19 protein-coding genes, 1 tRNA gene and 1 pseudogene are annotated in these 21,738 nt (G+C 33.3%); 9 read left to right on the top strand and 12 right to left on the bottom strand.

Features of this window, described 5'->3' with window-relative positions; translation table 11 throughout:
- Positions 1-408: 408 nt before the first annotated feature.
- The 5 genes from ABD940_RS04845 to ABD940_RS04825 form a co-directional block, all read right to left on the bottom strand.
- The gene (locus ABD940_RS04845; RefSeq protein WP_345200662.1) at positions 409-684 is read right to left on the bottom strand and encodes a hypothetical protein; all 276 of its coding nucleotides are present in this window, start codon (positions 682-684) and stop codon (positions 409-411) included.
- Positions 685-708: 24 nt separating this feature from the next.
- Complete coding sequence (locus ABD940_RS04840; RefSeq protein ID WP_345200660.1) at positions 709-909, bottom strand: hypothetical protein; 201 nt, start codon at positions 907-909, stop codon at positions 709-711.
- A gap of 246 nt (positions 910-1,155) precedes the next feature.
- Positions 1,156-2,079, bottom strand: a complete 924-nt coding sequence (locus ABD940_RS04835; protein WP_345200659.1) for an NADP-dependent oxidoreductase — start codon at positions 2,077-2,079, stop codon at positions 1,156-1,158.
- A 32-nt stretch (positions 2,080-2,111) separates the two neighbouring features.
- Positions 2,112-3,188 carry an alkene reductase gene (locus tag ABD940_RS04830; protein WP_345200658.1) on the bottom strand — a complete coding sequence of 359 codons (1,077 nt, stop codon included), beginning with the start codon at positions 3,186-3,188 and terminating at the stop codon, positions 2,112-2,114.
- 107 nt (positions 3,189-3,295) lie between these two features.
- The gene (locus ABD940_RS04825) at positions 3,296-4,279 is read right to left on the bottom strand and encodes a helix-turn-helix domain-containing protein (RefSeq protein WP_345200657.1); all 984 of its coding nucleotides are present in this window, start codon (positions 4,277-4,279) and stop codon (positions 3,296-3,298) included.
- Between the two features lie 217 nt (positions 4,280-4,496).
- Here ABD940_RS04825 and ABD940_RS04820 point away from each other — a divergent pair, with 217 nt between their 5' ends.
- Both ABD940_RS04820 and ABD940_RS04815 read left to right on the top strand, forming a co-directional pair.
- Positions 4,497-4,847 carry a hypothetical protein gene (locus ABD940_RS04820; protein WP_345200656.1) on the top strand — a complete coding sequence of 117 codons (351 nt, stop codon included), beginning with the start codon at positions 4,497-4,499 and terminating at the stop codon, positions 4,845-4,847.
- A 77-nt stretch (positions 4,848-4,924) separates the two neighbouring features.
- Positions 4,925-5,278, top strand: a pseudogene (locus ABD940_RS04815) (3-oxoacyl-[acyl-carrier-protein] synthase III C-terminal domain-containing protein); the annotation flags it as partial.
- A gap of 104 nt (positions 5,279-5,382) precedes the next feature.
- On the opposite strand, the gene ABD940_RS04810 reads toward ABD940_RS04815, so the two are convergent.
- Entirely contained in the window at positions 5,383-5,574 is a 192-nt protein-coding gene (locus ABD940_RS04810; protein ID WP_345200654.1) for a cold-shock protein, read from the bottom strand.
- Between the two features lie 90 nt (positions 5,575-5,664).
- Positions 5,665-5,856, bottom strand: a complete 192-nt coding sequence (locus ABD940_RS04805; RefSeq protein ID WP_066757643.1) for a cold-shock protein — start codon at positions 5,854-5,856, stop codon at positions 5,665-5,667.
- Between the two features lie 847 nt (positions 5,857-6,703).
- Between ABD940_RS04805 and ABD940_RS04800 the strand changes: the two genes are divergently transcribed.
- Entirely contained in the window at positions 6,704-6,934 is a 231-nt protein-coding gene (locus ABD940_RS04800; protein WP_345200653.1) for a hypothetical protein, read from the top strand.
- Between the two features lie 498 nt (positions 6,935-7,432).
- Here ABD940_RS04800 and ABD940_RS04795 read toward each other — a convergent pair whose 3' ends face one another.
- Together ABD940_RS04795 and ABD940_RS04790 are read right to left on the bottom strand one after the other, a co-directional pair.
- Positions 7,433-8,995, bottom strand: coding sequence for a helix-turn-helix domain-containing protein (locus ABD940_RS04795; protein ID WP_345200652.1), 1,563 nt, complete (start codon positions 8,993-8,995; stop codon positions 7,433-7,435).
- A 140-nt stretch (positions 8,996-9,135) separates the two neighbouring features.
- A protein-coding gene (locus ABD940_RS04790; RefSeq protein ID WP_345200651.1) for an IS3 family transposase occupies positions 9,136-10,226 on the bottom strand; the annotation gives its coding sequence in 2 pieces (ribosomal slippage) (positions 9,136-9,965 and positions 9,965-10,226; 1,092 coding nt in all).
- 667 nt (positions 10,227-10,893) lie between these two features.
- Between ABD940_RS04790 and ABD940_RS04785 the strand changes: the two genes are divergently transcribed.
- From ABD940_RS04785 to ABD940_RS04770, 4 genes are all read left to right on the top strand, one after another.
- Positions 10,894-11,331 (top strand): transposase, encoded by a 438-nt coding sequence (locus ABD940_RS04785; RefSeq protein WP_345200650.1) that lies wholly within the window; start codon positions 10,894-10,896, stop codon positions 11,329-11,331.
- Between the two features lies 1 nt (position 11,332).
- The gene (locus ABD940_RS04780; protein ID WP_345200649.1) at positions 11,333-11,644 is read left to right on the top strand and encodes a helix-turn-helix domain-containing protein; all 312 of its coding nucleotides are present in this window, start codon (positions 11,333-11,335) and stop codon (positions 11,642-11,644) included.
- Positions 11,645-11,694: 50 nt separating this feature from the next.
- Positions 11,695-12,417, top strand: a complete 723-nt coding sequence (locus tag ABD940_RS04775) for a hypothetical protein (protein WP_345200648.1) — start codon at positions 11,695-11,697, stop codon at positions 12,415-12,417.
- Between the two features lie 159 nt (positions 12,418-12,576).
- A complete protein-coding gene (locus ABD940_RS04770; protein ID WP_345200647.1) occupies positions 12,577-17,631 on the top strand; it encodes a hypothetical protein in 5,055 nt (1,684 codons plus the stop codon).
- Positions 17,632-18,049: 418 nt separating this feature from the next.
- Here ABD940_RS04770 and ABD940_RS04765 read toward each other — a convergent pair whose 3' ends face one another.
- Positions 18,050-18,235, bottom strand: coding sequence for a hypothetical protein (locus ABD940_RS04765; protein WP_345200646.1), 186 nt, complete (start codon positions 18,233-18,235; stop codon positions 18,050-18,052).
- A 353-nt stretch (positions 18,236-18,588) separates the two neighbouring features.
- A tRNA-Gln gene (locus ABD940_RS04760) sits at positions 18,589-18,659 on the bottom strand.
- A 241-nt stretch (positions 18,660-18,900) separates the two neighbouring features.
- Here ABD940_RS04760 and der point away from each other — a divergent pair.
- Complete coding sequence (gene der, locus ABD940_RS04755) at positions 18,901-20,211, top strand: ribosome biogenesis GTPase Der (protein ID WP_345200645.1); 1,311 nt, start codon at positions 18,901-18,903, stop codon at positions 20,209-20,211.
- Between the two features lie 81 nt (positions 20,212-20,292).
- Positions 20,293-20,946, top strand: coding sequence for a uracil phosphoribosyltransferase (upp, locus tag ABD940_RS04750; protein WP_345200644.1), 654 nt, complete (start codon positions 20,293-20,295; stop codon positions 20,944-20,946).
- Between the two features lie 15 nt (positions 20,947-20,961).
- Here upp and ABD940_RS04745 read toward each other — a convergent pair whose 3' ends face one another.
- Positions 20,962-21,720 (bottom strand): hypothetical protein, encoded by a 759-nt coding sequence (locus ABD940_RS04745; RefSeq protein ID WP_345200643.1) that lies wholly within the window; start codon positions 21,718-21,720, stop codon positions 20,962-20,964.
- Positions 21,721-21,738: the final 18 nt, after the last annotated feature.

Here is a 21,738-nt window from a genome sequence, read left to right as displayed (position 1 = left end):
TTGTAGAGAATAAGCTCTGTGCTTTTTGAGCTTTTCTATGTTTTTTTGACATTTCTCTGGTGTGTTCGATTAGACCAACACCTATGAGAGGTTCTTGGACATCTAGGTTGACCTGGAAATGACGAAAGGGTCGATGCTTAGCCTTTTAAAGGGCATTAGCCTAGTTATAACACTGAAGTTATTAAGCCTATCGATGGAGTGTCCCACACATAAAGATATAAAAGCAAATTTTAATCCAATCAATTAATAGAGTTTTATGTCAGCTTTGGGGATCTGAAGTGGAATGATTTAATGACAATTTGACACATAATTCGAAACATTTGCGTAAAAACTAACGCTGAAAGAATATAGCCAAAACCGAGCTTAAATGATTAATAAATCTTACTCTTCATAAAATTATTTTGATTTTTATCCAAAATTACTTTCAATCAATAGAATTGTTTCATCATATAAATCGAATAATTTTGAAATATTTTGGGGTCTTACCAATTGTTTCTCAAAACTATAAGGTTCTTCCAATAATTCTGCTTGTGAAAGTAATTCTTTTGCAGTTTCGGCTACCTGCTTATTTTTGTTTTTAGACAGACCTGCAAGATGTACACAAACTTTATTTTGCAGATATCTGTTTTCGGGATACATCGCTGCTTTTAATTCTCTGATTTTGGATAAGTAAATTTCTTCCATAATTTTTTTATAAAAATATAAAATTTAATCCTTTATCAAATACTTAAACCAAAAAAGATCATCGGGTTTTACTTCAGCACCATTTTTTAGTGTAATGATTTTATTTTGATCTCCTATTTCGTAGTTCCAGCTTTGGGGGGTGACAAAACCGAAAGAACCATTTTTTAAATGCTCAATGACATCATCAATGATATGACTTTGTCCGCTTATTGTGAAATCTGTCATTTTGTAAATTTATAACGTTTCTTTTTTTAGATGAAGTCGTAGAACTCCGGAACTTGCTTGTATTAATCATGTAACGTCGTAAATATACAAGAAGGGTATTGTAATTTTTAAAAACCATAAGATTTTAAATATCAACTCGTTAAAAAGAAATAAGGCGTCAACTAAGGAAAGTCTTTGCCTTATTTCTTCTTTACTCACATCTAGCTCAATGCGCTAAATGCATAAAATTTTTTTTAATTCAAACAATTAGTTTACCATCAAAACAATTTTTCCGTTCACTCCACCCCCCATTAAAAAGTCCTGTGCTTTGGCAGCCTCTTCTAAAACAAATGTTTTAGAAACAATTGGTTTTAGTTTACCCTTTCTAATTAAATCAATACCATTTTGTATAGTTTGAGGAGAAATATCAGAAGCAACAAAGTGAGCTTCAACTTTAAACTTTTCTGCAAGCTCCTTTGATGGAGGAGTTACAATACTTAATAATTTTCCGTTTTGTTTTAAAACTTTAAAAAGGTTCGACTGACTTTCGCCACCAGCAGTGTCGACAACCAAATCAATATTTTTAAGAATATCGCCAATATCTTGTAATTTGTAGTCGAAAACTTCGTCTGCACCAAGACTTTTTGCCAATTCTAGGCCTGTGCCAGATGCAGTGGCATAAACAAAAGCACCTGCTTCCTTTGCCATCTGAACCATCGTTCCGCCAACTGCTCCCGCAGCGCCTTGAATCAATATTTTATCGCCTTTCTGGAGTTTACCTTTTGTAAATAGAACAGATTGTGCGGTGCCGATATTCACTCCAATTGATGCAGCTTCTTGAAAGGTTAGCGTGTTGGGTTTCAGCACCAGTGAATCTTCACTTAGAGTAATGTATTCTGCGTAACCGTTTGTTTTGGTAAGCGCAATCACTTCATCGCCGACTTTATATTTTGAAACGTTTGCACCTATCTCTGAAATGATTCCCGAAGCTTCACCGCCAGGAATAAATGGCATTGTTACTGGTCGGATATTTTTCATTAAACCCGTCCGTATTTTCACATCGACTGGATTGACACCAATTGCCTTTATCTTGATTAAAACATCATTATCATTTCGGATAGTTGGTATATCAATTTCTACAACTTCGATGACATCAGAACTTCCATAATCTTTATATTGAATTGCTTTCATCTTTAAATTATTTAAAATTTATCCTAACTGTTTTAGTTTATATAACTGTCTGCTGGATAATCAGTGTAACCTGTTTCTCCCGGCGTGTACAATGTATTGTAATCAACATCGTTTAAGCTCCTGTTGTTTTCAATCCGTTTTACAAAATCCGGGTTGGAGAGGAAGCTTCGCCCAAAAGCAACCAGATCCGCAGTACTATCCTGCAATCTTTTTTCTGCAGTTTCGGGTGTCAATCCGCTGGAAAATATAAGTATATTGCTAAAAGCATCACGAATTGTCTGGTATGTTTTTTCAGTTATATCCGGACTGGATAACAAATGGATGTAAGCAATTCCTATTTTATTCAGTTCGATGCTTAAATGTGCATATGTGTTGTGAACTTCTGCTTCGTCATACGGTTTCTGGTCACTCAATTGAGAAAAAGGCGAAAAGCGAATTCCCACTTTATCTTTTCCTATAGCTTCTGCCACTGCTCTTGCAATCTCAATGGTCAGGCGACTTCTGTTGATATAATTTCCTCCGTATTGATCTTCTCTTATGTTTACGTTTGGATTTAAAAATTGTTCCAATAGATATCCGTTGGCACCATGAAGCTCGATACCATCAAAACCAGCACTGACAGCATTTTTGGAAGCAGTTACAAAATCATTAATTATTTTATTGATCCCTTCTAGAGAGAGTTCCTGCGGAACAGAATGCTCCTGCATACCAAGTGAATCAGTATAAATTTCTCCTGCTGCTTTTATACCTGAAGGACTAACAGGCTGTAATCCATCCGGCAAATTAGCGATATGAGCGATACGTCCTGTATGCATAAGTTGTAAGAAAATTTTCGACTGATTATGATGCACTGCATCTGTCACTTTTTTCCAACCCTGAATCTGGGCGTCAGAGTATATACCCGGAATTCTCGGATATCCCAATCCTTCCGGGCTTGGAGATGTACCTTCAGTAATAATCAAACCGGCACCCGAACGTTGTGCGTAGTAAGTCGCCATCAGTTCGTTTGGAAGATTGTTAATCGCTCTGCTGCGGGTCATCGGTGCCATTACCAGATGATTTTTAAATTTCAGTGTACCTTTCTCAAAAGGTGTAAGTAGCTTTTTCATTGTATGATATTATTTATAACCACAAATTTACAAGCTTCAGTTATGATAAAATAGCCTGAAAAGACTCAAAAATAGTCCGATACGACAGAAATTTCTTTACAATTAAATTATAAGACAGAAGAGTATTTTTTCGGAGTAAGTCCGTATTGTTTCTCAAACAATCTGCTGAAGTGACTGAGGTTTGAGAATCCCAATTCATAGCCTACCTCAGAAACAGAATGCTTCGCTTGCCTTAATAGAAAAGCTGCTTCCTCCATTCTGGCTTTTTGGTAAAAGTTGTAAATGGTATCTCCGAATGTTTGCTTAAAGAGTTGCTTCAGTTTGGTTTCGCTCATTATTGCAATTTTTGCCAATTCTTGGAGAACAGGTGGAGAGCTCAAATCAGCCAAAATTTCGTTGCGGATAAGCAAAAGCCTTGTAGCATCATTGCTTTTAATGTTTTTATAAGTAGTATTTTCCCGCAAAGATAATTTTGTGAACAGCAAATACATTAGTTCCAATACTTTGATTTGGATATAGAAATTGTTTAAAGAATTGTTTAAATCCACATTCACAATATTTTTGAGAATGATTTGCATTTCAGAATCAAAATTTTCAAAAAAAAGAAAAGAGTCATTTTCTCCGGAAATTGTTGCTAACGTATTATTGGGTTTATCAATTGATAAAATGCTTTTTAATCTGCTATTAGTTATTCCCACCACCATATAATGGATGTTACTGCCCGCAGGAAAACGAATTTCGGATTTAATGTCATTTGTTGACAATAAAATAAAGGCATCATTTTTTTGAGCAAAAGGTATATTTTCCTCATCGTTATAATGCAGTTCACGTTCCTCTTTGCTGTTGTAAAAAAATAAAGTGCGTACATTATTGGCCTTTTCCGCAGGATTCCGTTTTATAATCAAATCGTCATTTAGAGTGTACCGATGGATAGTTAATTTAAAATTATCTCCAAAGCCAATTTTCCGCACATAGCCTTTGCCCATTTCTTTAGGAATTTCCAGAAAATTATCTTTTACAGGTGCGTTGATTTGTTTTCCGAACATGGTTATAAAATCAAAACCTGGATTTGCAGTAAATTCAAAAATCATAAGTAAATTTCTTATTCCAAATTAATATAATTTTTATTTACTCGTAACTTTATTATAGGATTATTTAGAAATTAGTTTATTTTTCGTCTAATCTAGTTTGATTAATATACTTAAGTTTGTTATTATTATCGATCTTCCAGGTTTATAGATAATAATCTCAAAAAACGATAAAACAATTTTATTTATTAAAAAATTTATTAATTTAATTTATACTAATATGGATGCATTAATTGAGTATTTTTCACAAAACTTGCCAAACATATCTTTTTATGTTATTTTATCAATTTGTGTTATTTTTGGATTTAAGTGGATGATTTCAAATGTAGTAAGTCAGTTTAAAACTCTATTAATTGAAAATAGAGAAAATCATAAACAATCTATTGAAATGGCAGAATTTTCCTATAAACATTCCAAGGAATCGTATTTACAAATTCGTGCTGAAGTTAAAGATTTACAAGAGAAAGTTGAAAAATTAAAAGATCCTTTTGTTTCTGTCTTAAGTTGTTCTATAATTTCAGGGTCTTGTATATTAAGCATTTGCTTTCTGATATCCAATAAATATTCATAAAGTACATCATATACTTTGTTTATCTCATTCTTATTTTTTAATAGTTTTTCTTCTTGTTCACTTAATTGATACCAATAAAAATATATGAATTTGCTCTTTTGCATGTACCTGAAGCTATGAAAAAATGTCTTGACGAAAGCGGATATAAGATAAACGAATTGAGCAAAATTATTATTCACCAGGCTAATGAGAAAATGGATGAAGAAATTGTAAAGCGTTTTTACAAATTATACGATACATCGATACCTAAAGATATTATGCCTATGACCATTAATAAACTAGGGAATAGCAGTGTTGCAACAATACCAACTTTACTCTCAATGATTTTAAATAACGAACTTCAGGATCATGATATTTGTGAGAATGATATCGTATTATTTGCTTCAGTTGGGGCCAGTATGAATATCAATGCTTTAGTATATAAATTTTAATATAAAATTGCTTTCCCTTATTGTAAAAAAATAGCAGAGAACGTTTATAGTTCTCTGCTAATTATTATATTGAGAAAAAAGCTATTATAAGCTTTCTTCTTAATTTAAGCTATTTTAACGTTAACTGCGTTGATGCCCTTGTTACCGTTTTGTACGTCATATGTTACGACATCATTTTCACGAATATCATTAACTAAACCCGAAGTATGTACGAAAACATCTGGACCTCCATTTGAAGGTGTAATAAAACCAAATCCTTTGGCATTGTTAAAGAATTTTACTGTTCCTTGTTGCATTGTATTGTATTATAAAATTGTTGTATTTACTGATAAATTTTTGGCTGTTGCCATAACTGTGGTGATGATTAAATCAAAACAGTTTTTAATTTAAGCTATTTTTACGTTAACTGCGTTAACGCCTTTTGCTCCGTTTTGTACGTCAAATGTTACGACATCGTTTTCACGAATATCATTAACTAAACCTGAAGTATGTACGAAGACATCTGGACCTCCATTCGAAGGTGTAATAAAACCAAATCCTTTAGTTTCGTTAAAGAATTTTACTGTTCCTTGTTGCATTGTATTGTATTATAAAATTGTTGTATTTACTGATAAATTATTTTGGCTATTGCCATTACGGGATTGATAATTACGTCAAAACTGTAATAAATCGATTTGTAAACAAGAAATGATGTTGGTATTTTTTAGAATCTTGAAATATTCAAGATGAAATGGTACTGCACCTGTTAAATTGATGACAAAATTAGCGGCTGTAAAAGCGAAGACTGATAGGGAATTGTAAGTTCAAAAATTTCAGAATAAGCGTCGGCAGGAGCCTGATTATTTTACAAATGTACACATAATTTATTGAAAACAAGCGATTTTCTATTTTTATTTTTTGCTGGTACTAATTAGCGTAAATATAATGAGTAAAAATGGATAACTAAATCAATAGTATGACGTCTGTCTGATTTTTTTTTGAATACCAAAATTGAAATTGCAATATAGGACAGTATCTTAAAAGAAATTGATTTTAATTGTTAGTATTATATTGAATAGAGCCTTTTATAGCATGATTTTAACTTTTATTATGATGTTCACTTGAATATAAAAACTAAGTAATGATTGATTTTTCAACAGAAATTATTTTTACTGAAAATATCATTTCGAAAAAGATTATTGCAGTACCTAATTTTTCAGAAATAATAAAGGATAATACTGAATTTAAAAAAAATTATCGATAGTGATTTCAAATATTAATTCACAAACTATATCTATTGATGAGATGAAAAAAAATGTTTTTCAAAATAGTTATGAAAGTAAGCTAATTTATTTTTATAATATCTTTACAAATCTCAAAAAAATGAAATATATCATTACGCATATCCATTTGAAAATATTAGATTAAGTTGAAAAAAAACTCACCGTGAAAGTTGAATATCGCGAGCTTTTACCGCACGAAAGCAAGGCCTATAGAATGATTCGTTTAGAAAGTTTGAAAAGATTTCCACCGTCTTTCGGAGCAGATTACGAAGAATCTTTAAAAATTGAAAAATTTAGATTAGAAAACACGATTGAAAATCCAGTGTTGGAAAGATTTGTAATTGGAGTTTTCGATGCTACTAAATTAATTGGAATTTGTGTTTTTGTGAAATAAGAAGCTACAATGGGGCAGTATCTATCAAATGTATGTTAAGGAAAATTATCAGAGAAAGAATATTGGATTTGGATTGGTTTAGTCAGTTATTAACGAAGCTGAAAGTAGATTTAAGGATATTGAAATTTTGTTGGAAGTAACAGCTAATAAATTGGCTGCTTATCATTTATATAAGAAATTGGGTTTTGAAGAAATCATAGTTGATACAGAAAAGGGTAGTGGAAATAAAATTATGAAGTATATTCGGTTTAATTGTAATAGCCACTACTTGATCTGACAGTTTGAACTTGAAACTATTTTTGAGACAAAATTTATACACTCTTTAGTCAAATATTTATTTCAGATGATAATGAAAATAATGGTGGTGTATCGACATTTGTAATTGAACCATATTTTGTACAATAAAGTCTCACAAAACAATTAGATCAAGTAGTGGCTATTACAATTTTGCTGCTCTAACCATAAAAATTAGTCTATATCCTATATGAGATACTCTAATTACATATTTTTATTATTGTTTTTTTTCAAGTAATCAATAAATTTTGAGGGCGTTATCCCGGTTTGCTGCTTGAAGATATTAACGAAATAACCGTATGAACTGAAACCGCATTCCTCGGCGAGATATGCGATTTTATAAGTAAGATATTCCGGATTGGTTTTGAGCTTTTGTGTAATGTAATTAATCCTTAATTCATTAATGTAGCCATTGAAGTTGTTGTCTTTATTTTTTTTAATAATCTTTGAAAGGTAATTGACATTTGTATTGAAGGCTGATGCAATAGAACTTAAACTGGTTTCTTGAGACAAATATTGCTCTCTTTTTTCAAAATTATTAAGTTTCTTGATGAGTTCGTTTTCTTTCTCGTCGGAAATATTAGAAACTGTAGTTATTTCTTTTTCACTATTTCTGATTTCTAATTTTTCCTGAAGCTGCTTTTCGTATTTTTCAATCAATCCGATTTCTGTGATTGTTTTGAGTTCTTTTATTTTTTTGTAACGGATGAGAAGTTTTATTGTGAAAAATATGATGATTATAATGAGAATTGCAAAACCTGAAATAATAATGTAAACTTTAGTATCCTGCTCTTTTTGTTTATCCAATAAAATTTGGTTTGAAACACTATCTATTAAAATTTTTTTATTTACTTGATTACTATTAAATTGTTCTAATGCCTTAGTGTTGTAAATCATAAAATTTTTGGTATCACCCAATTCTTCATACATAAACGACATATTTTCGTAAAGAATCAACAATTTAGTTGGATTTTTTAGTTTGATCAGAAGAGGTAAAACTTTTTTATAATAATAGATGGCGCTATCTTTTTTGTCGGCTGAATAATAGGTTCGTGCCATTCCAAATAAGGCATTTGCTTCTGTGACCGGAGTGTGAATTTTCTTAGAAATAATAAAAGCTTGCCTAGAATAGTATATTGCAGAATCACTTTTTTCGATGTCTGAATAAGAGGATGCAAGATTAGTATATTGAGTAACAAGCTCATTTTGTTTTATTTTTTCACTATTAATTTTTAAACAGTACTGTAAAGCTATTTTATCATAAATCAATTGCTGTGGCAGATTATTTTTGAGCTCTTCAAATATTGATTTACATCTATAAATATTGCCAACTGCCACATAATAATCATCACCCTCAAGGTTTTTACTTGCAGATAATGCCTTCTCAAGAGTTTCTTCTGTTTTGTTATAAAAATTAGAGTGAGCATAAATATTTGCTAATTTGATTAGTGCTCTAACTTCATACAAGTGGTTTTTTTCTTTTTGTGCTACTTCGAGAAGTTTGTTAGAAAGTTCTAATGCTTTTTTTTCATTTCCCATGTAATTATAATCTGAGATCAGATAAAACAAAGATCTCATTTTGCCTTTACCATAATTGATTTTATCAGATTGATTATAAATTTCTGAAATGATAAATATAGATTTATTTTTATCAGTTAATTTAGAAGCTTTAGTTATTAGACTATCAATGGTATCGGGAGTGTACAGCTGTGCATTCGTTTTTAAAAAAAATGCTACAAGTAATAAAAAGTAGAATTTTATTTTCAAATTTTATATTTTTAAAATTAATTTTTTTTTGACTCTTCTTTCTTTAGATAATCAATAAACTTCGACGGTGTAATTCCGGTTTGTTGTTTGAAAATGTTTACAAAATAGCTATATTGTAAGCTACCAATTTTGTGACCATTCTAAATGATAGATTCTTTCATTTTTTGTTTATATTTTTTAGGGCTTATATTCCCTAATGCTTCGTGCGGTCTGTCATAATTATATTCTATCCACCACTGATTTGCTTTTTCTTCGGCATCTTGTAGATTTTTAAAGACATACATATTAAGAAGCTCATTTCTACAGCTTTTATTCAGGCTTTCAATAAGGCTGTTTTGTGTATGTTTTCCAGGTTGTATATAATGGATCTCTATTTTATTTTCCTGAGCCCATAGCTGAAGATTTTTAGATATAAACTCAGGGCCATTGTCAACTCTTATGCGTTTAGGCTTACGCCCTTGTTGTTTTAACTGATCTAAAACTCTCACTACTCTTGCAGAACAGATACTTGTATCAATTTCCATAGACAGTAATTCCCGGTTATAATCATCAGCAATATTTAATATTCTGAATCTTCTCCCATCATATAAACTGTCGCTCATAAAATCCATACTCCAACATTGATCAGGCTTCAGTGGAATACTGACATTTTCTTTGACCCTGGTAGGAAGTCTTTTTCTTACCCTTCTGCGAATGCTCATTTTTAAGGCTACATAAACCCTATAAACCCGTTTATGATTCCAAATATATCCCAAATTCCTAAGTTTATGGTATAGCTTCCAAAAACCATAACCTGGATGCTCTTGCGAAAGTCTTGTTAAAGCCTCAATTAATTCATCGTCATTTTTTATGCTTTTATACCGATAGCTACGCCTGCTGATGCCAATTGTTAAACAACTTTTCCTTTCACTTAAATTATATTTCTCACGAATAAAGTTGACAATTTCACGCTGTCCAGAAGGCTTTACCTCTTTTTTGACAGAACATCTTTTAAAGCTTCAATCTCTAAACATCTTTCGGCATAAAGTTTCTTAAGTTTAGAATTTTCGGATTCCAGATCCCGCATTTTTTGAATATCCGAACTTTCCATTCCCGAATATTTACTCTTCCAACGATAAAAAGTGCCTTGTGTAATACCATGAGTACGGCATATTTCTATCACACTCTTTCCAAGTTCTTGTTCTTTCAAAATTCCAAAAACCTGACTCTCTGAATACTGACTCTTTTTCATATTTAAATTTAAAGTTTTTTAAAGCAAAAACTCTATCTTTAAATGGATACATTTTCAGGGTAGTTTACATATTCTTTTACAAATATATCTTTTTTATGATCTTAAAATGAAAAAAAATTGAAGATTCTACCGCAATGTTTTTTCATAGTTTAGTTTAAACTTTAATTAAAAAAAATCATTTTTTTACTACAATTTTTAGTAAGACTCGGTCATTATTTCTGATTTATTTCTAAAAAAATTACAATGCAATTATAAAACTATTTAACAATTCTTAATCCGACCTTATTCATAATTAAGTTTAAAAAAAGGCTTATTTATGATTTGAAAATAGAAAAAGAGGATTAAATTCATACTTGAATACGATGATACTCATTATAATTAAAATCAAGTCACATTTTAATTTAAACAACTAATATATAGCAACTTAAGAATTTATTTAGATATCTAAAATTCGTAATTTCGGAGGTGTAGTCTAATATAATTGACAAAAGAACAACGTTAATTTGTCAAATAATTACTGTTAGACTCTACCAATAATTTGTATAGATTGGTTTTGGTCATTAACAGAAAAAGAACACAAAATTACATATGCTTTTAAGTGGCCTTCTACAAATAAAATTAGGAGGCCCTCAAATTAAAAAATAGTTTTCACCAGTTCAAATTAACAATGAAGATTAATGTTAAAGACATCCATATCGGAAATATTATTAAGGAAATAACCGAAGAGAGAGAAATTACTATACCAAGAATTTGTAATTTTTTTAAGTTAGATGAAAGTGAAGTTTTCAGAATGTTTGAACAAAAAAGTTTAGACTCCGATCTTCTGCTGAAATGGAGTAAGCTTGCTGAATATGACTTTTTCAGACCTTACGTTACCCATCTTATGCTTTTTGCAAGTATTACTCAGACCAAAAATAATAAAAGTCTTAAAAATAATGATGACATACAGTTCAGAAAAAATGTTTATACAAAAGAGATCAAAGAATATATTATAGAATTGGTAAACACCAATCAAAAAACATTAAGCGAAATTATTAATGAATATAATATACCGAAAACAACAATTTACAAATGGGTGCGAAAACAAAATATTAAACCAGAATAAAATGAAGCCTAATTATACCAAAATATATTTGGATCTCATAAAATATAAGAAAAAAGAGGATACAGTTTCTGATTCTTTACTTAAGAAGATAAAAAATATCGAAATGGCAAATGATGTATTTGAGGTAGAGAGAGAACTATTTGGAAATAACGGTTTTATTGACAATCAGAAACTCAAATCTTATGATGAAATGACTATAAAGATTTTTCTGAATTATCAAAAACAAAACAGCTTGACCAATATGGAACTAAGCGATCAGTATAAAATCAGTAGAAATACAATTGCAAAATGGAAAAAGATTTATGGTGTTTAATACACTCTAATTCCAGATTAAGATTAAAATTAAAAATAAAATATAACAAAATGACAAAAAAATTATTGACTACCGCGGTTATTTTACTGGCTTTTTCGGTATTTAAAGCACAAGTTGGCATTAACACGGAATCACCAAAATCCTCAATGGATATAAGAGGGAAGGTAGATAGTGGTGGAATTTCCCTACCTACAGACATCACGGGTTTACAAGCACCTCGTCTTACTCGTGCAGAACTAACCAGCAAAGGAAATGCACTCTACGGTACCGATCAAAAAGGAGCCTTAGTTTACATTACCGATGTTTCGGGTGGTGATGTACTTAGCCAGAGAGTAAAAATTACGGCAGTTGGATATTACTATTTTGATGGTGCACTTTGGCAGTCTGTCAGCAGTGGAGGTGGTGCTTCAGGGATCAACTATTTCTACGCGCCGTCAATGGTTTTGCCGACGGTAAATGCCAATCTTCCTTCTTATGCATCTTTCAGTGGTGGAACTTTCACCATCAATTTGTATTCGGCGTACAGCAATGAATACGGCTTGACTGATAGTGGTACAGTAGCAACACGTTCTTCACTGAAAAGTGCAACCTCAACGACGTTACCGGTTCTTGGTGCTTCTGCTTTAGAGTATTTTGTAATCTATTTTGATAATACGGTTTTTGATCCGAATACCATTACTCTGAGTGATACAGGGATTTTGACATATCAGGTTTTACCTTCAGCGGTGGTTACAGAAAAAACCTTTATGAATATTGTGTTCAAGATCAAATAAAGTTTGAAGTATACAAATTGTGAATTTCTTGATTTCAATACTCTAAGAATTTCTTTCACAAAATATTTCAAATTAAACTTAAAACATTCCGGACTCACGAAAATCTTCAGGTGATATTTCTATTGCCAAAATAATCGTGTATGGGACAAATTATAGATTATGAAAATACAATTACAAATATTCTTAAAAGCTAAATCACTGTCATTCTTTTTTATGACAATGTTTTTTTTACTGTTAAGCACCTCGGCATCTGCTGTTACTTATTATGTGAAAGCCGGTGGAAACAACGGATTATCAGGTACGTCCTGGACAAATGCATATGCGACATTAGCTCGGGCGATGCAAAATACAGACGCTACAATCATCTATATGGGTGCAGGAAACTACCCAACAATGTATAGTTCGATAGATATTGTCTCGACCGGAGATCTTTTGGTACAGGGAGGCTACCCTTCAAATCCATCTGATGCCACTTTTAATGCTGCAAATGATTATGCTCCCTTGGTCAATCTTACAAGTTTTACAACTGATTCCAGCTTAATCTCTCCTTTTTTTGCAACTACTAATAACACAAATGAATTTAAAGGATTAGTTATACAAGCTAACTCACCATTTCTATTTGATTTTAATACTAGAGGTAATCTCAGGCTTACAGATATGACTATAAGCAGTAGTGATAGTTCTAGTTCTACTCTTGCGGTACGAATGGGAGATCGAAGTACTAACACACCAAATCTTACGGTAACAAATTCACTTTTCAAACTTATGGCAGCGCCTATATATGTAAAAAGTACAGGTTTAGGAAATGTGACAGTAAATGGATCAACTTTTACACAATTAGGAACCTCAGGTTACGGTCACTCAGCTATCGAAGTTTATGGTATTTCCTCACTGTCTGTAAATAATAGCGCTTTCTGTAGCACCGATGCGAGGAATACTTATAATGGCAATTCTATGGGTGGTGCTCTAGATATAAAAAATGTTACGAATAGTTCAGTTAGTAACTCAAGCTTTTACGATCTTCATGCGCTTACAGCTTACAGCGGCGGTGCAATTTATTTTCAAAATGGAACACTAAATGTCAGTAATAACAAATTTAAGTCCAATGTAGGAGCTCCTGCGGGTGTGGCTACTGTAGAATCTTCAGGTGCAACATTCACAAACAACATTATGGATAATAATAGCGGAAATGCTACCAATAGGATTTATAATTTCAGTGGTACTTATCCATACACAGAAACGGGAACTACTACCTCTACTCCTAATCCTGCTTGTCCGACATCAATAGTATTTACCTGTACCGCAGGAACGGCACAGGTTCCTGTAACTTCGAGCCTTTCAATACCTTGCGGATCATCAACAGTTAATTTAGCAACGGCAACTTCAGCGACACCACCGGGAGTTTCAAGTTTAGTATGGTATACAACTGCCAATCGTTCTACAGCTGTTTTAACTCCGGCTCAAGCTGCAGCAGCAGGAGTGGGAACGTATTATGCATTCTATTTTGATTCTGTGGCTAACTGTTATAATACTGCAAATTCAACAGCAGCGGTTACAGTTTCAAATCCAACTTGTGGTTATGTTTATTTGCATCACCAGGCAACAAACGAAGAATCAAGTCCTAATTTTACTTTTAATGTAGCAGGAGGTTTGATGAGTCAAAATTATACGTTAAATGATCAGACAGATTTTTTAAGCAGTGAAGATTTAGGAGCTTCACAAAGTGGTCGTCTTTGGGCATTGGCTCGTCCGATAAGTGACGCTACTTTTAATAATTTTAAAATTTATTACAGAGATGTAAACAGTGCAACTTGGGTTGCTATTAATACTCCTGCAGGATCGCCAAGAGCAATTGATGGAGGAAACGGAAGTACGGCAATTTATTCATCAAATGCTGCAAGTGGCGCAGGGCGTGTATATTCTATTGCTGCAGATGGTACAACCACAGATATTACTGGTGATTTACCATCAGGTATCGTATATGATGTGTCAGATAACTGGTTGCCATTAGGTTCAGGAGGAAGACAGTATGCTTCCGTGCAGGGACGAAATATTTATCAACGTACAACAGCTACTTTACCTGCTGTGTGGACGGTAATTGCAAATACTCCTTCTCACCGTGTAGATGCTGTTCCGAAAACAAATAATCTGTATTATGTTACAGGTAATAGTACCACTGCAGGATCTACTATGTTTTACCGTGATGTAACTGCAGCATCATCAATTAGTCTTGGAACTCCTTCCAATACAGATGACATGGCAATCAACGAAGACGGAACAGTAATGGCGGGTTTCAAAAGAATGGGTGGAACACCCTCTTCTCCTACTTGGACTACTGAAGATGGCGGAATGTATGGTTACAACCTAACCGGAGGTCCGGGAAGTCATTTTTGGAGCAGTGTCGGGATTACTAATATACAAAATGGTAATACCTCTGTAAGACCAAACCGTATCATCAGCAGAACCGCAGCGGGTAACTGGATCGATGATGAAAGAATAAGAGCAACAGGTACACATAATGACAATTCGGTTTTATTGTCATTATCACCGGGAACTTATACGATAACAGAAAATACAGAGCCTACAGGTTGGAGACTGCAAAGTATTTTCACTGATCCTACGACAACTACAGATATTGCTGCAAAAACTGCTACTGTAAATGTTACAGCTAATGGAATAACACATTTGGTTTATTCTAATGTAAATGATGTTGCCACGGCAATGCCTACAGATTGTGTAACCGGCTTTACAGAAAATTTTGGGACGACAGCCAATTTTGCATCTCCTACAATTTCGAGCAGCCTACACAATGGCTCATCTACACTTAATGGTAGTGGTGCTGTTGCAATGGGATACGGATATTATGGTTTGATCACAAACACCAATTTAATTGGAGGCGATATCACTGATGGTAATGGCGTGATCTATACCACAGGATTTACAGATCATACCACAGGAAGTGGACGAATGATGGCAGTTAATTCTACGGGACAATCAAGATTATTTTATCAGAAAAGAATTACGGGATTAACAGTAGGGGTTGCTTATAACTATTCAGTTTGGGTACGTAGTGCAGATATCAATGCCAGTACAAGACCAGACATTAGTCTACAGGTTTTGCACCCTACAACAGGCGCTGTATTGTTCAGTACACCATCTGCGCCAATTGCAAATGCAAATCCTCCGGCAGCTTGGAAACAGATAGTACTTAATTTTACTGCTACTCAAACTTCGGTCGATCTTGCTTTGGTAAATTTAGGACTAGGAGCTTGGGGAGGTGATTTTGCGGTAGACGATGTGGCGCTTGTACCTGTTAAACCAACCGCACCGATTGTTGATACAACAACTCAGCCTACATGTGCTGTTCCTACCGGAAGTGTAGCACTAAGTGGGCTTCCTTCTTCGGGAACCTGGACGGTTACAGATACTAATGGTGGGGCAACGATCACCGGAACAGGTACTACGGCGACTTTTAGTAATCTTGCAATGGGTAATCATACATTTACAGTTACTTTAGGGACTTGTGTCTCCAATGCATCAGCTAATGTTGTGATCAATGCTGCTCCGGCAGGATCGGGAACTTTAGGTCCAATATCAGGATCCAGTTGTGTTTTACCTCCTGCATCATATGTATATTCGGTGCCTGTAGTTTCGGGTGCAACATCTTATACATGGTCATATAGTGAAAACTTTGTATCTGGGGCTGGTTTTACAGCGGGACAGGGTACTAATTCTATTACCATTAATTTTCTGGAAGGAACGCCTTCAGGAACTTTAAGTGTTACAGCAACCACATCATGCGGAACGAGTTCTGCAAGTACGCTGGCAATTACGGTAATGCCTAAACCTTCTATCGCAACATTGGGAGAATCTACGATTTGCCCGGGTGGTGGAAGCGTAATATTAACTTCTACACCGGCAGCAGCTTACCAGTGGTATAAGGATGGTACAATCCTAACAGGAGAAACCAATCAGAATTATACCGCTACAGCTACAGGTGCTTATACGGTAATTACTTCTTCGGGTTCTTGTGTAAGTGTAGAATCTGCTGCTTTTAATGTAGTTCAACAGGATACAACACCACCGGTTTTTGTTTCGCCTCTTGGTACAACAACAAAAAATGTGAAGATAGATTTCCGAAATGTGAGTACTGCAACAGCAAATTTACCTCAGATTTATCAAAATATTGAAACGGGTGCTTTGGTTAATGAAAGGGTGAAAATCAGTCAGTCTGCAGGTTCCGGAACAATTCAGGGAGCTACAGCTGCGGGATATCCTTCAACGGCAGACGCAAATGGTCCTGCTGCTTATGGTAATACCAAACTTTTGTTAATCAAAAATTTGTTTGATCCTATCAGAAGCTATACATTTAATTTTGACCAGTCTGTATTTAATCTGAAGTTTTCTCTGTATGATATTGACGGGGTAGCTAAATTTGAGGCAAGAGCTTATAATAATGGTGCTTTACAGCCGATCACTATTACTTCGTTAAAATCTGCCGGTCCAAATACGACGGTTAATGCAAGTCCGAGCACAACTCCTACCATTACAGGTGTAACTGCTGCTTATTCAATTGGTAATATTAATGGAATGCGTACAGCAGGTGTAAACGTAGATGTTCCTAATCCTATCAATAGTTTTGTTTTGGCATCCACTACAAGATATAATGGCGATACAGATTTTTATGTATCACAGATATCTTATGACTATACGGCACCAATCCTGCCTGCAGATGTCACCGTAACTTGTGATAATATTCCTGTACCAGTAGTTTTGACAGCTACTGATAATTGTAGCGGTACTGCGACAGTTACTTATTCACAATCTCCTGCAGCCTACACGCCATCTGCAACGCCAGTCACCCTGGTAAGGACTTGGACGGCAACAGACGGAGCGGGCAATGTGTCTACGTACACGCAGAATATTACTGTAACGCCAGTTGCTATACCAATTGCTGCTGCTAATCAAAATATCTGTGCCACCAATTATTCTACTTTAGCAAATATAATCATCACGGGTAGTAATATAAAATGGTATGCAGATATGACTACAACCATTGCGTTGCCATCTACAACAGTATTGACTGACGGTGCAACATACTACGCAACCCAAACCATCTCGACAGGTTGTGAGAGTATACGTGTTCCTATCAGTATTATTTTAAGAAATTGCTCTTGGATTAATCCTAGATTAAGATCCAAGTCTCAAAAATAGGTTTTTAAATAACTTAAATGGTTTTAATATTTCAATCCGCCTTGATAACGAGGCGGATTTTTTAATTTATTTTTCTATATTGTGCATAATTCGCAACTAGAATATAACGATTCTCTAAAAAAGTCCTAAATCTGTAAAATAGTGTGTCGCCATGTGATTTTCAAACACCAATCCACTAAGTGCCAAGCGGACGTTGTTGTGCGTTGAGCTTTAACAATTGACAAGTCATCATAACATATTCTTCATAATTTTGTATAATAGAAGAATATTTATCTTCAACAGAATCTTTTCAAAAATTTAGCGAGCCCACTTGTAATATATATATACTTTGCATTTCCTTGTGAGATTACTTCTAACTTATTACATTACTTAAGTTTGCGTTTCATCTTTAAAATTATTTTTGATTAATGATTTTTAACTACTCTATCAATTCATCATACAATAATAACAAAAGTATAATCACTGCATTTTTCAAAATTTCTTGATTTTTTTCAAAGATATACGTATAATCAATCTGACCTTTAGTCGTGCATCCTACTCTTTTTTTTCCATACTCTAAGGCAAGCATTCCTATGACGAATGCAAGAAAATTTAGTTTTTTCATAAATATATTTTTTAATATTACAGGAGACAAAAATATTGTGAGAAAACAGATTAAAAAAAGAATTTGCGTAGAAGGTTTTCTACATTTGTGTAGAAAGAATTAGGGTATTCAAAATTCTTTCAGAACAATTAGTATTAATTCTGCAAAGAAAATATCGTTAATGAATATATACAATGAAGTGCGGGGTAGGACTAAATTTTATTTTGATTTAGCTAAAGTAACTTTATGAGTATTTAGTTAAAAAGATGAATTTTCATCTAATATCAAATAAAATTGTGGGGAAAATGCGGGGAAGTTTTTAATAAAAAAATCGTTAATTATTTATAAATCAAATAATTAACGATTAAATAATGTAGACCCACAGGGATTCGAACCCCGAATGACGGTACCAAAAACCGGAGTGTTACCGTTACACTATAGGTCTATTTTTTGGTGATGCAAATCTAGAAAATTTTATTTATTAAAAAAAATAAATTTGCAGAAAAAATGAAAAAAATCTTTTGGAAATGCTTAATTGTATTGATATACAAAGTATTAATTTTTTATAAAAAAATATTTTTCAAAAGAGTGGATTTTTATTTGTCAATAATAAAACCTTATCTTTGCAAAAAATTGGGCTCCAAAAGTTGGAGAAACCCATTAATAATTATTTATTAAACATTTTTATGTCAAATATTGTCGCAATCGTTGGGCGCCCCAACGTAGGAAAATCCACGTTATTTAATCGTTTATTGGAAAGAAGAGAGGCTATTGTAGACTCTACTGCAGGTGTTACCAGAGACCGTCATTACGGAAAATCTGACTGGAATGGTGTAGATTTTACAGTAATTGATACAGGTGGTTACGATGTGAATAATGATGATGTTTTTCAGGGAGAAATTTCTAAGCAGGTTGAATTGGCAATTGACGAAGCTACATCAATCATTTTTATGCTGAATGTGGAAGAAGGTCTTACCGATACAGATTATGAAATTCATGAGATGTTGAGAAGATCAAATAAACCGACTTATATTGTTATTAATAAAGTAGATTCTTCAAAAGAAGAAATTGATGCAACAGAATTTTATCAGTTAGGAATCGAAAAATATTATACTATTTCTTCTGCGACAGGTTCCGGAACAGGTGAGATTTTAGATGATATTGTTAAAGATTTCCCGACTACAGATTATAAAGATCCTTTCGAAGGATTGCCCAAAATCACCATTGCAGGACGTCCAAATGTAGGTAAATCTACCATGACGAATGCTTTGCTTGATACGGAAAGAAATATCGTAACTGATGTTGCGGGAACAACAAGAGACAGTATTCAGACGCTTTACAATAAATTCGGACACGAGTTTGTATTGGTAGATACTGCAGGAATGAGAAGAAAATCTAAAGTAAATGAAGATTTGGAATTCTATTCCGTAATGAGATCGATTCGTTCTATCGAATATTCTGATGTTGTGATCATCATGGTAGATGCTACTTTAGGATGGGAATCTCAGGATATGAATATCTTTGGGTTGGCTCAGAAAAATAGAAAAGGTATCGTAATTGTTGTTAATAAATGGGATCTTGTTGAAAACAAGCACACAAACACGATTAGAGATTTCGAAAAAGCGATCAGAGATAAAATCGGTCAGTTCAGCGATATTCCGATTTTATTTGTTTCTGCTTTAACGAAGCAGAGAATCTTGAAAACAGTGGAAATAGCAATGGAAGTGTATGAAGATCGAAAAAAGAAGATCAAAACTTCGAAGCTGAATGAAATTATGCTTCCGATTTTCGAAAGAACGCCGCCTCCTGCAAATAAAGGTAAATTTATAAAGATCAAATATTGCGTGCAGCTTCCAACGCCGTCACCGCAGTTTGTATTCTTCTGTAACTTACCGCAATACGTAAAAGAACCTTACAAGAGATTTACTGAAAACCAATTGAGAAAAGAATTCGGATTTACCGGAGTTCCTATCGAAATATATTTCAGACAAAAATAAATAACAAGCCCTTTTAGATTTTTCTAAAAGGGTTTTTATTCTTAATTAAATTTTATAATTTAGATAAAAGCTTTCACAATAATGAATACAGTCGTATTATCAGAACAATTTTCTTTAGTTAATACTTGGATCAACGAATTGAGAAACGTTGATATTCAGCATGATCGAATGAGATTTCGTAGAAATATGGAAAGAATCGGGGAAATCGCCGCATTCGAAATCAGCAAAGGTCTAGAGCAGAAAGAAGTTAAAATTCAGACGCCTTTAGATACGATTAAGGTAAAAGAGATTGCAGTTCAGCCTGTTATTACAACAATTTTGAGAGCCGGAGTTCCTTTGTTTGAAGGTATTTTAAATTATTTTGACAAAGCAGATTGTGGTTTCGTAGCAGCTTACAGAAAACACGACGCAAATGACTATTTTTCCATCAAACAGGATTATTTAACTTGTCCGAATATTGAAGGACGACCATTGATTGTTGGAGATCCGATGTTGGCAACCGGAGCATCTTTAATTGAAGCGATTAAAGATTTATTAACCAACGGAACACCAAGCCAACTTCACATTGTAGCTGCAATTGCATCAAAACAAGGTGTTGAAACGATCGAGAAAGCTTATCCAAATGCGAAAATCTGGGTGGGAGCAATTGATGAGAATTTAACATCAAAAGGTTACATTACACCAGGATTGGGAGATGCGGGAGACTTAAGCTACGGAGAGAAACTTCAGAGATAAATTAATATTTTTTTATTATTGAAAAGTCATTGTCTTAGAAGATATTACGCCAGTAAATAAATTGGGGTATTTCCTTTTATCTTCTTCGGTCAGAAATTGATAGAGATTTTTATTTAAAATAATTTTAAAGGTTACCTCATAGGTAGCCTTTGGTTTTAATCTATAATAAAATTCTTGATAACCTAATGAATGAAGCATTTTGCTAAAAGGATTAAAATGTATTTTATATTTAATTTCCTGATGAGGTTGAATGGTAATCATATTGTTAAGTATATACCAATTATAATTTGCAAATAACTGATTTTCAATTTTTCTTGATTTTTTCCAATTATTTATCTTTTCCAGTCTTATTTCTTCAATCTTTGCTTTTTCAACCCATTGCTCTTCCTCGTAGAAGGGATAATCGGCCAATTCCTGTTCTTTAAATTGATTATTTTGATAAATAATAGGATGAATGCCTAAAGCATTGAAAACGTCCGGATTAGAAATTATATTTTCGGGTTTATTGTAATATTGATCGATCTTATCAGTATAAGGAATTGCATAACTTAGAGTATCAAGCGGTAGTGTAATTTCTTTATCTGAATTGTTGGACAAAGTAATTTCGAGAATATGACCTTTGTTCTTAATCTCCTGATCAGCAACAGTTCGATGTTGTGGAACGTAAAATTCAAATTTATCATAATCAACTTCCTTTACATTCAGCGAAATTTGACAATTGATAAAAATCCCACATAGAATTAAAAGAAAGGAAAGTATATTGGTTATTTTCATAGGTTTATTTTATAAAAA

Source organism: Chryseobacterium ginsengisoli (assembly GCF_039542325.1).
Taxonomy (GTDB): domain Bacteria; phylum Bacteroidota; class Bacteroidia; order Flavobacteriales; family Weeksellaceae; genus Chryseobacterium; species Chryseobacterium ginsengisoli.
This window is presented reverse-complemented; position numbering and strand designations above follow the sequence as displayed.

What these genes read in the sequence shown, in the direction of transcription:
- ABD940_RS04825 (WP_345200657.1), bottom strand. Translation starts at nt 4,279, where the DNA reads ATGATTTTTGAATTTACTGCAAATCCAGGTTTTGATTTTATAACCATG.
- ABD940_RS04770 (WP_345200647.1), top strand. Translation starts at nt 12,577, where the DNA reads ATGAAAATACAATTACAAATATTCTTAAAAGCTAAATCACTGTCATTC.
- der (WP_345200645.1), top strand. Translation starts at nt 18,901, where the DNA reads ATGTCAAATATTGTCGCAATCGTTGGGCGCCCCAACGTAGGAAAATCC.
- ABD940_RS04785 (WP_345200650.1), top strand. Translation starts at nt 10,894, where the DNA reads ATGAAGATTAATGTTAAAGACATCCATATCGGAAATATTATTAAGGAA.
- ABD940_RS04780 (WP_345200649.1), top strand. Translation starts at nt 11,333, where the DNA reads ATGAAGCCTAATTATACCAAAATATATTTGGATCTCATAAAATATAAG.
- ABD940_RS04810 (WP_345200654.1), bottom strand. Translation starts at nt 5,574, where the DNA reads ATGCAACAAGGAACAGTAAAATTCTTTAACAATGCCAAAGGATTTGGT.
- ABD940_RS04845 (WP_345200662.1), bottom strand. Translation starts at nt 684, where the DNA reads ATGGAAGAAATTTACTTATCCAAAATCAGAGAATTAAAAGCAGCGATG.
- ABD940_RS04820 (WP_345200656.1), top strand. Translation starts at nt 4,497, where the DNA reads ATGGATGCATTAATTGAGTATTTTTCACAAAACTTGCCAAACATATCT.
- ABD940_RS04805 (WP_066757643.1), bottom strand. Translation starts at nt 5,856, where the DNA reads ATGCAACAAGGAACAGTAAAATTCTTTAACGAAACTAAAGGATTTGGT.
- upp (WP_345200644.1), top strand. Translation starts at nt 20,293, where the DNA reads ATGAATACAGTCGTATTATCAGAACAATTTTCTTTAGTTAATACTTGG.
- ABD940_RS04775 (WP_345200648.1), top strand. Translation starts at nt 11,695, where the DNA reads ATGACAAAAAAATTATTGACTACCGCGGTTATTTTACTGGCTTTTTCG.
- ABD940_RS04765 (WP_345200646.1), bottom strand. Translation starts at nt 18,235, where the DNA reads ATGAAAAAACTAAATTTTCTTGCATTCGTCATAGGAATGCTTGCCTTA.
- ABD940_RS04745 (WP_345200643.1), bottom strand. Translation starts at nt 21,720, where the DNA reads ATGAAAATAACCAATATACTTTCCTTTCTTTTAATTCTATGTGGGATT.
- ABD940_RS04840 (WP_345200660.1), bottom strand. Translation starts at nt 909, where the DNA reads ATGACAGATTTCACAATAAGCGGACAAAGTCATATCATTGATGATGTC.
- ABD940_RS04830 (WP_345200658.1), bottom strand. Translation starts at nt 3,188, where the DNA reads ATGAAAAAGCTACTTACACCTTTTGAGAAAGGTACACTGAAATTTAAA.
- ABD940_RS04835 (WP_345200659.1), bottom strand. Translation starts at nt 2,079, where the DNA reads ATGAAAGCAATTCAATATAAAGATTATGGAAGTTCTGATGTCATCGAA.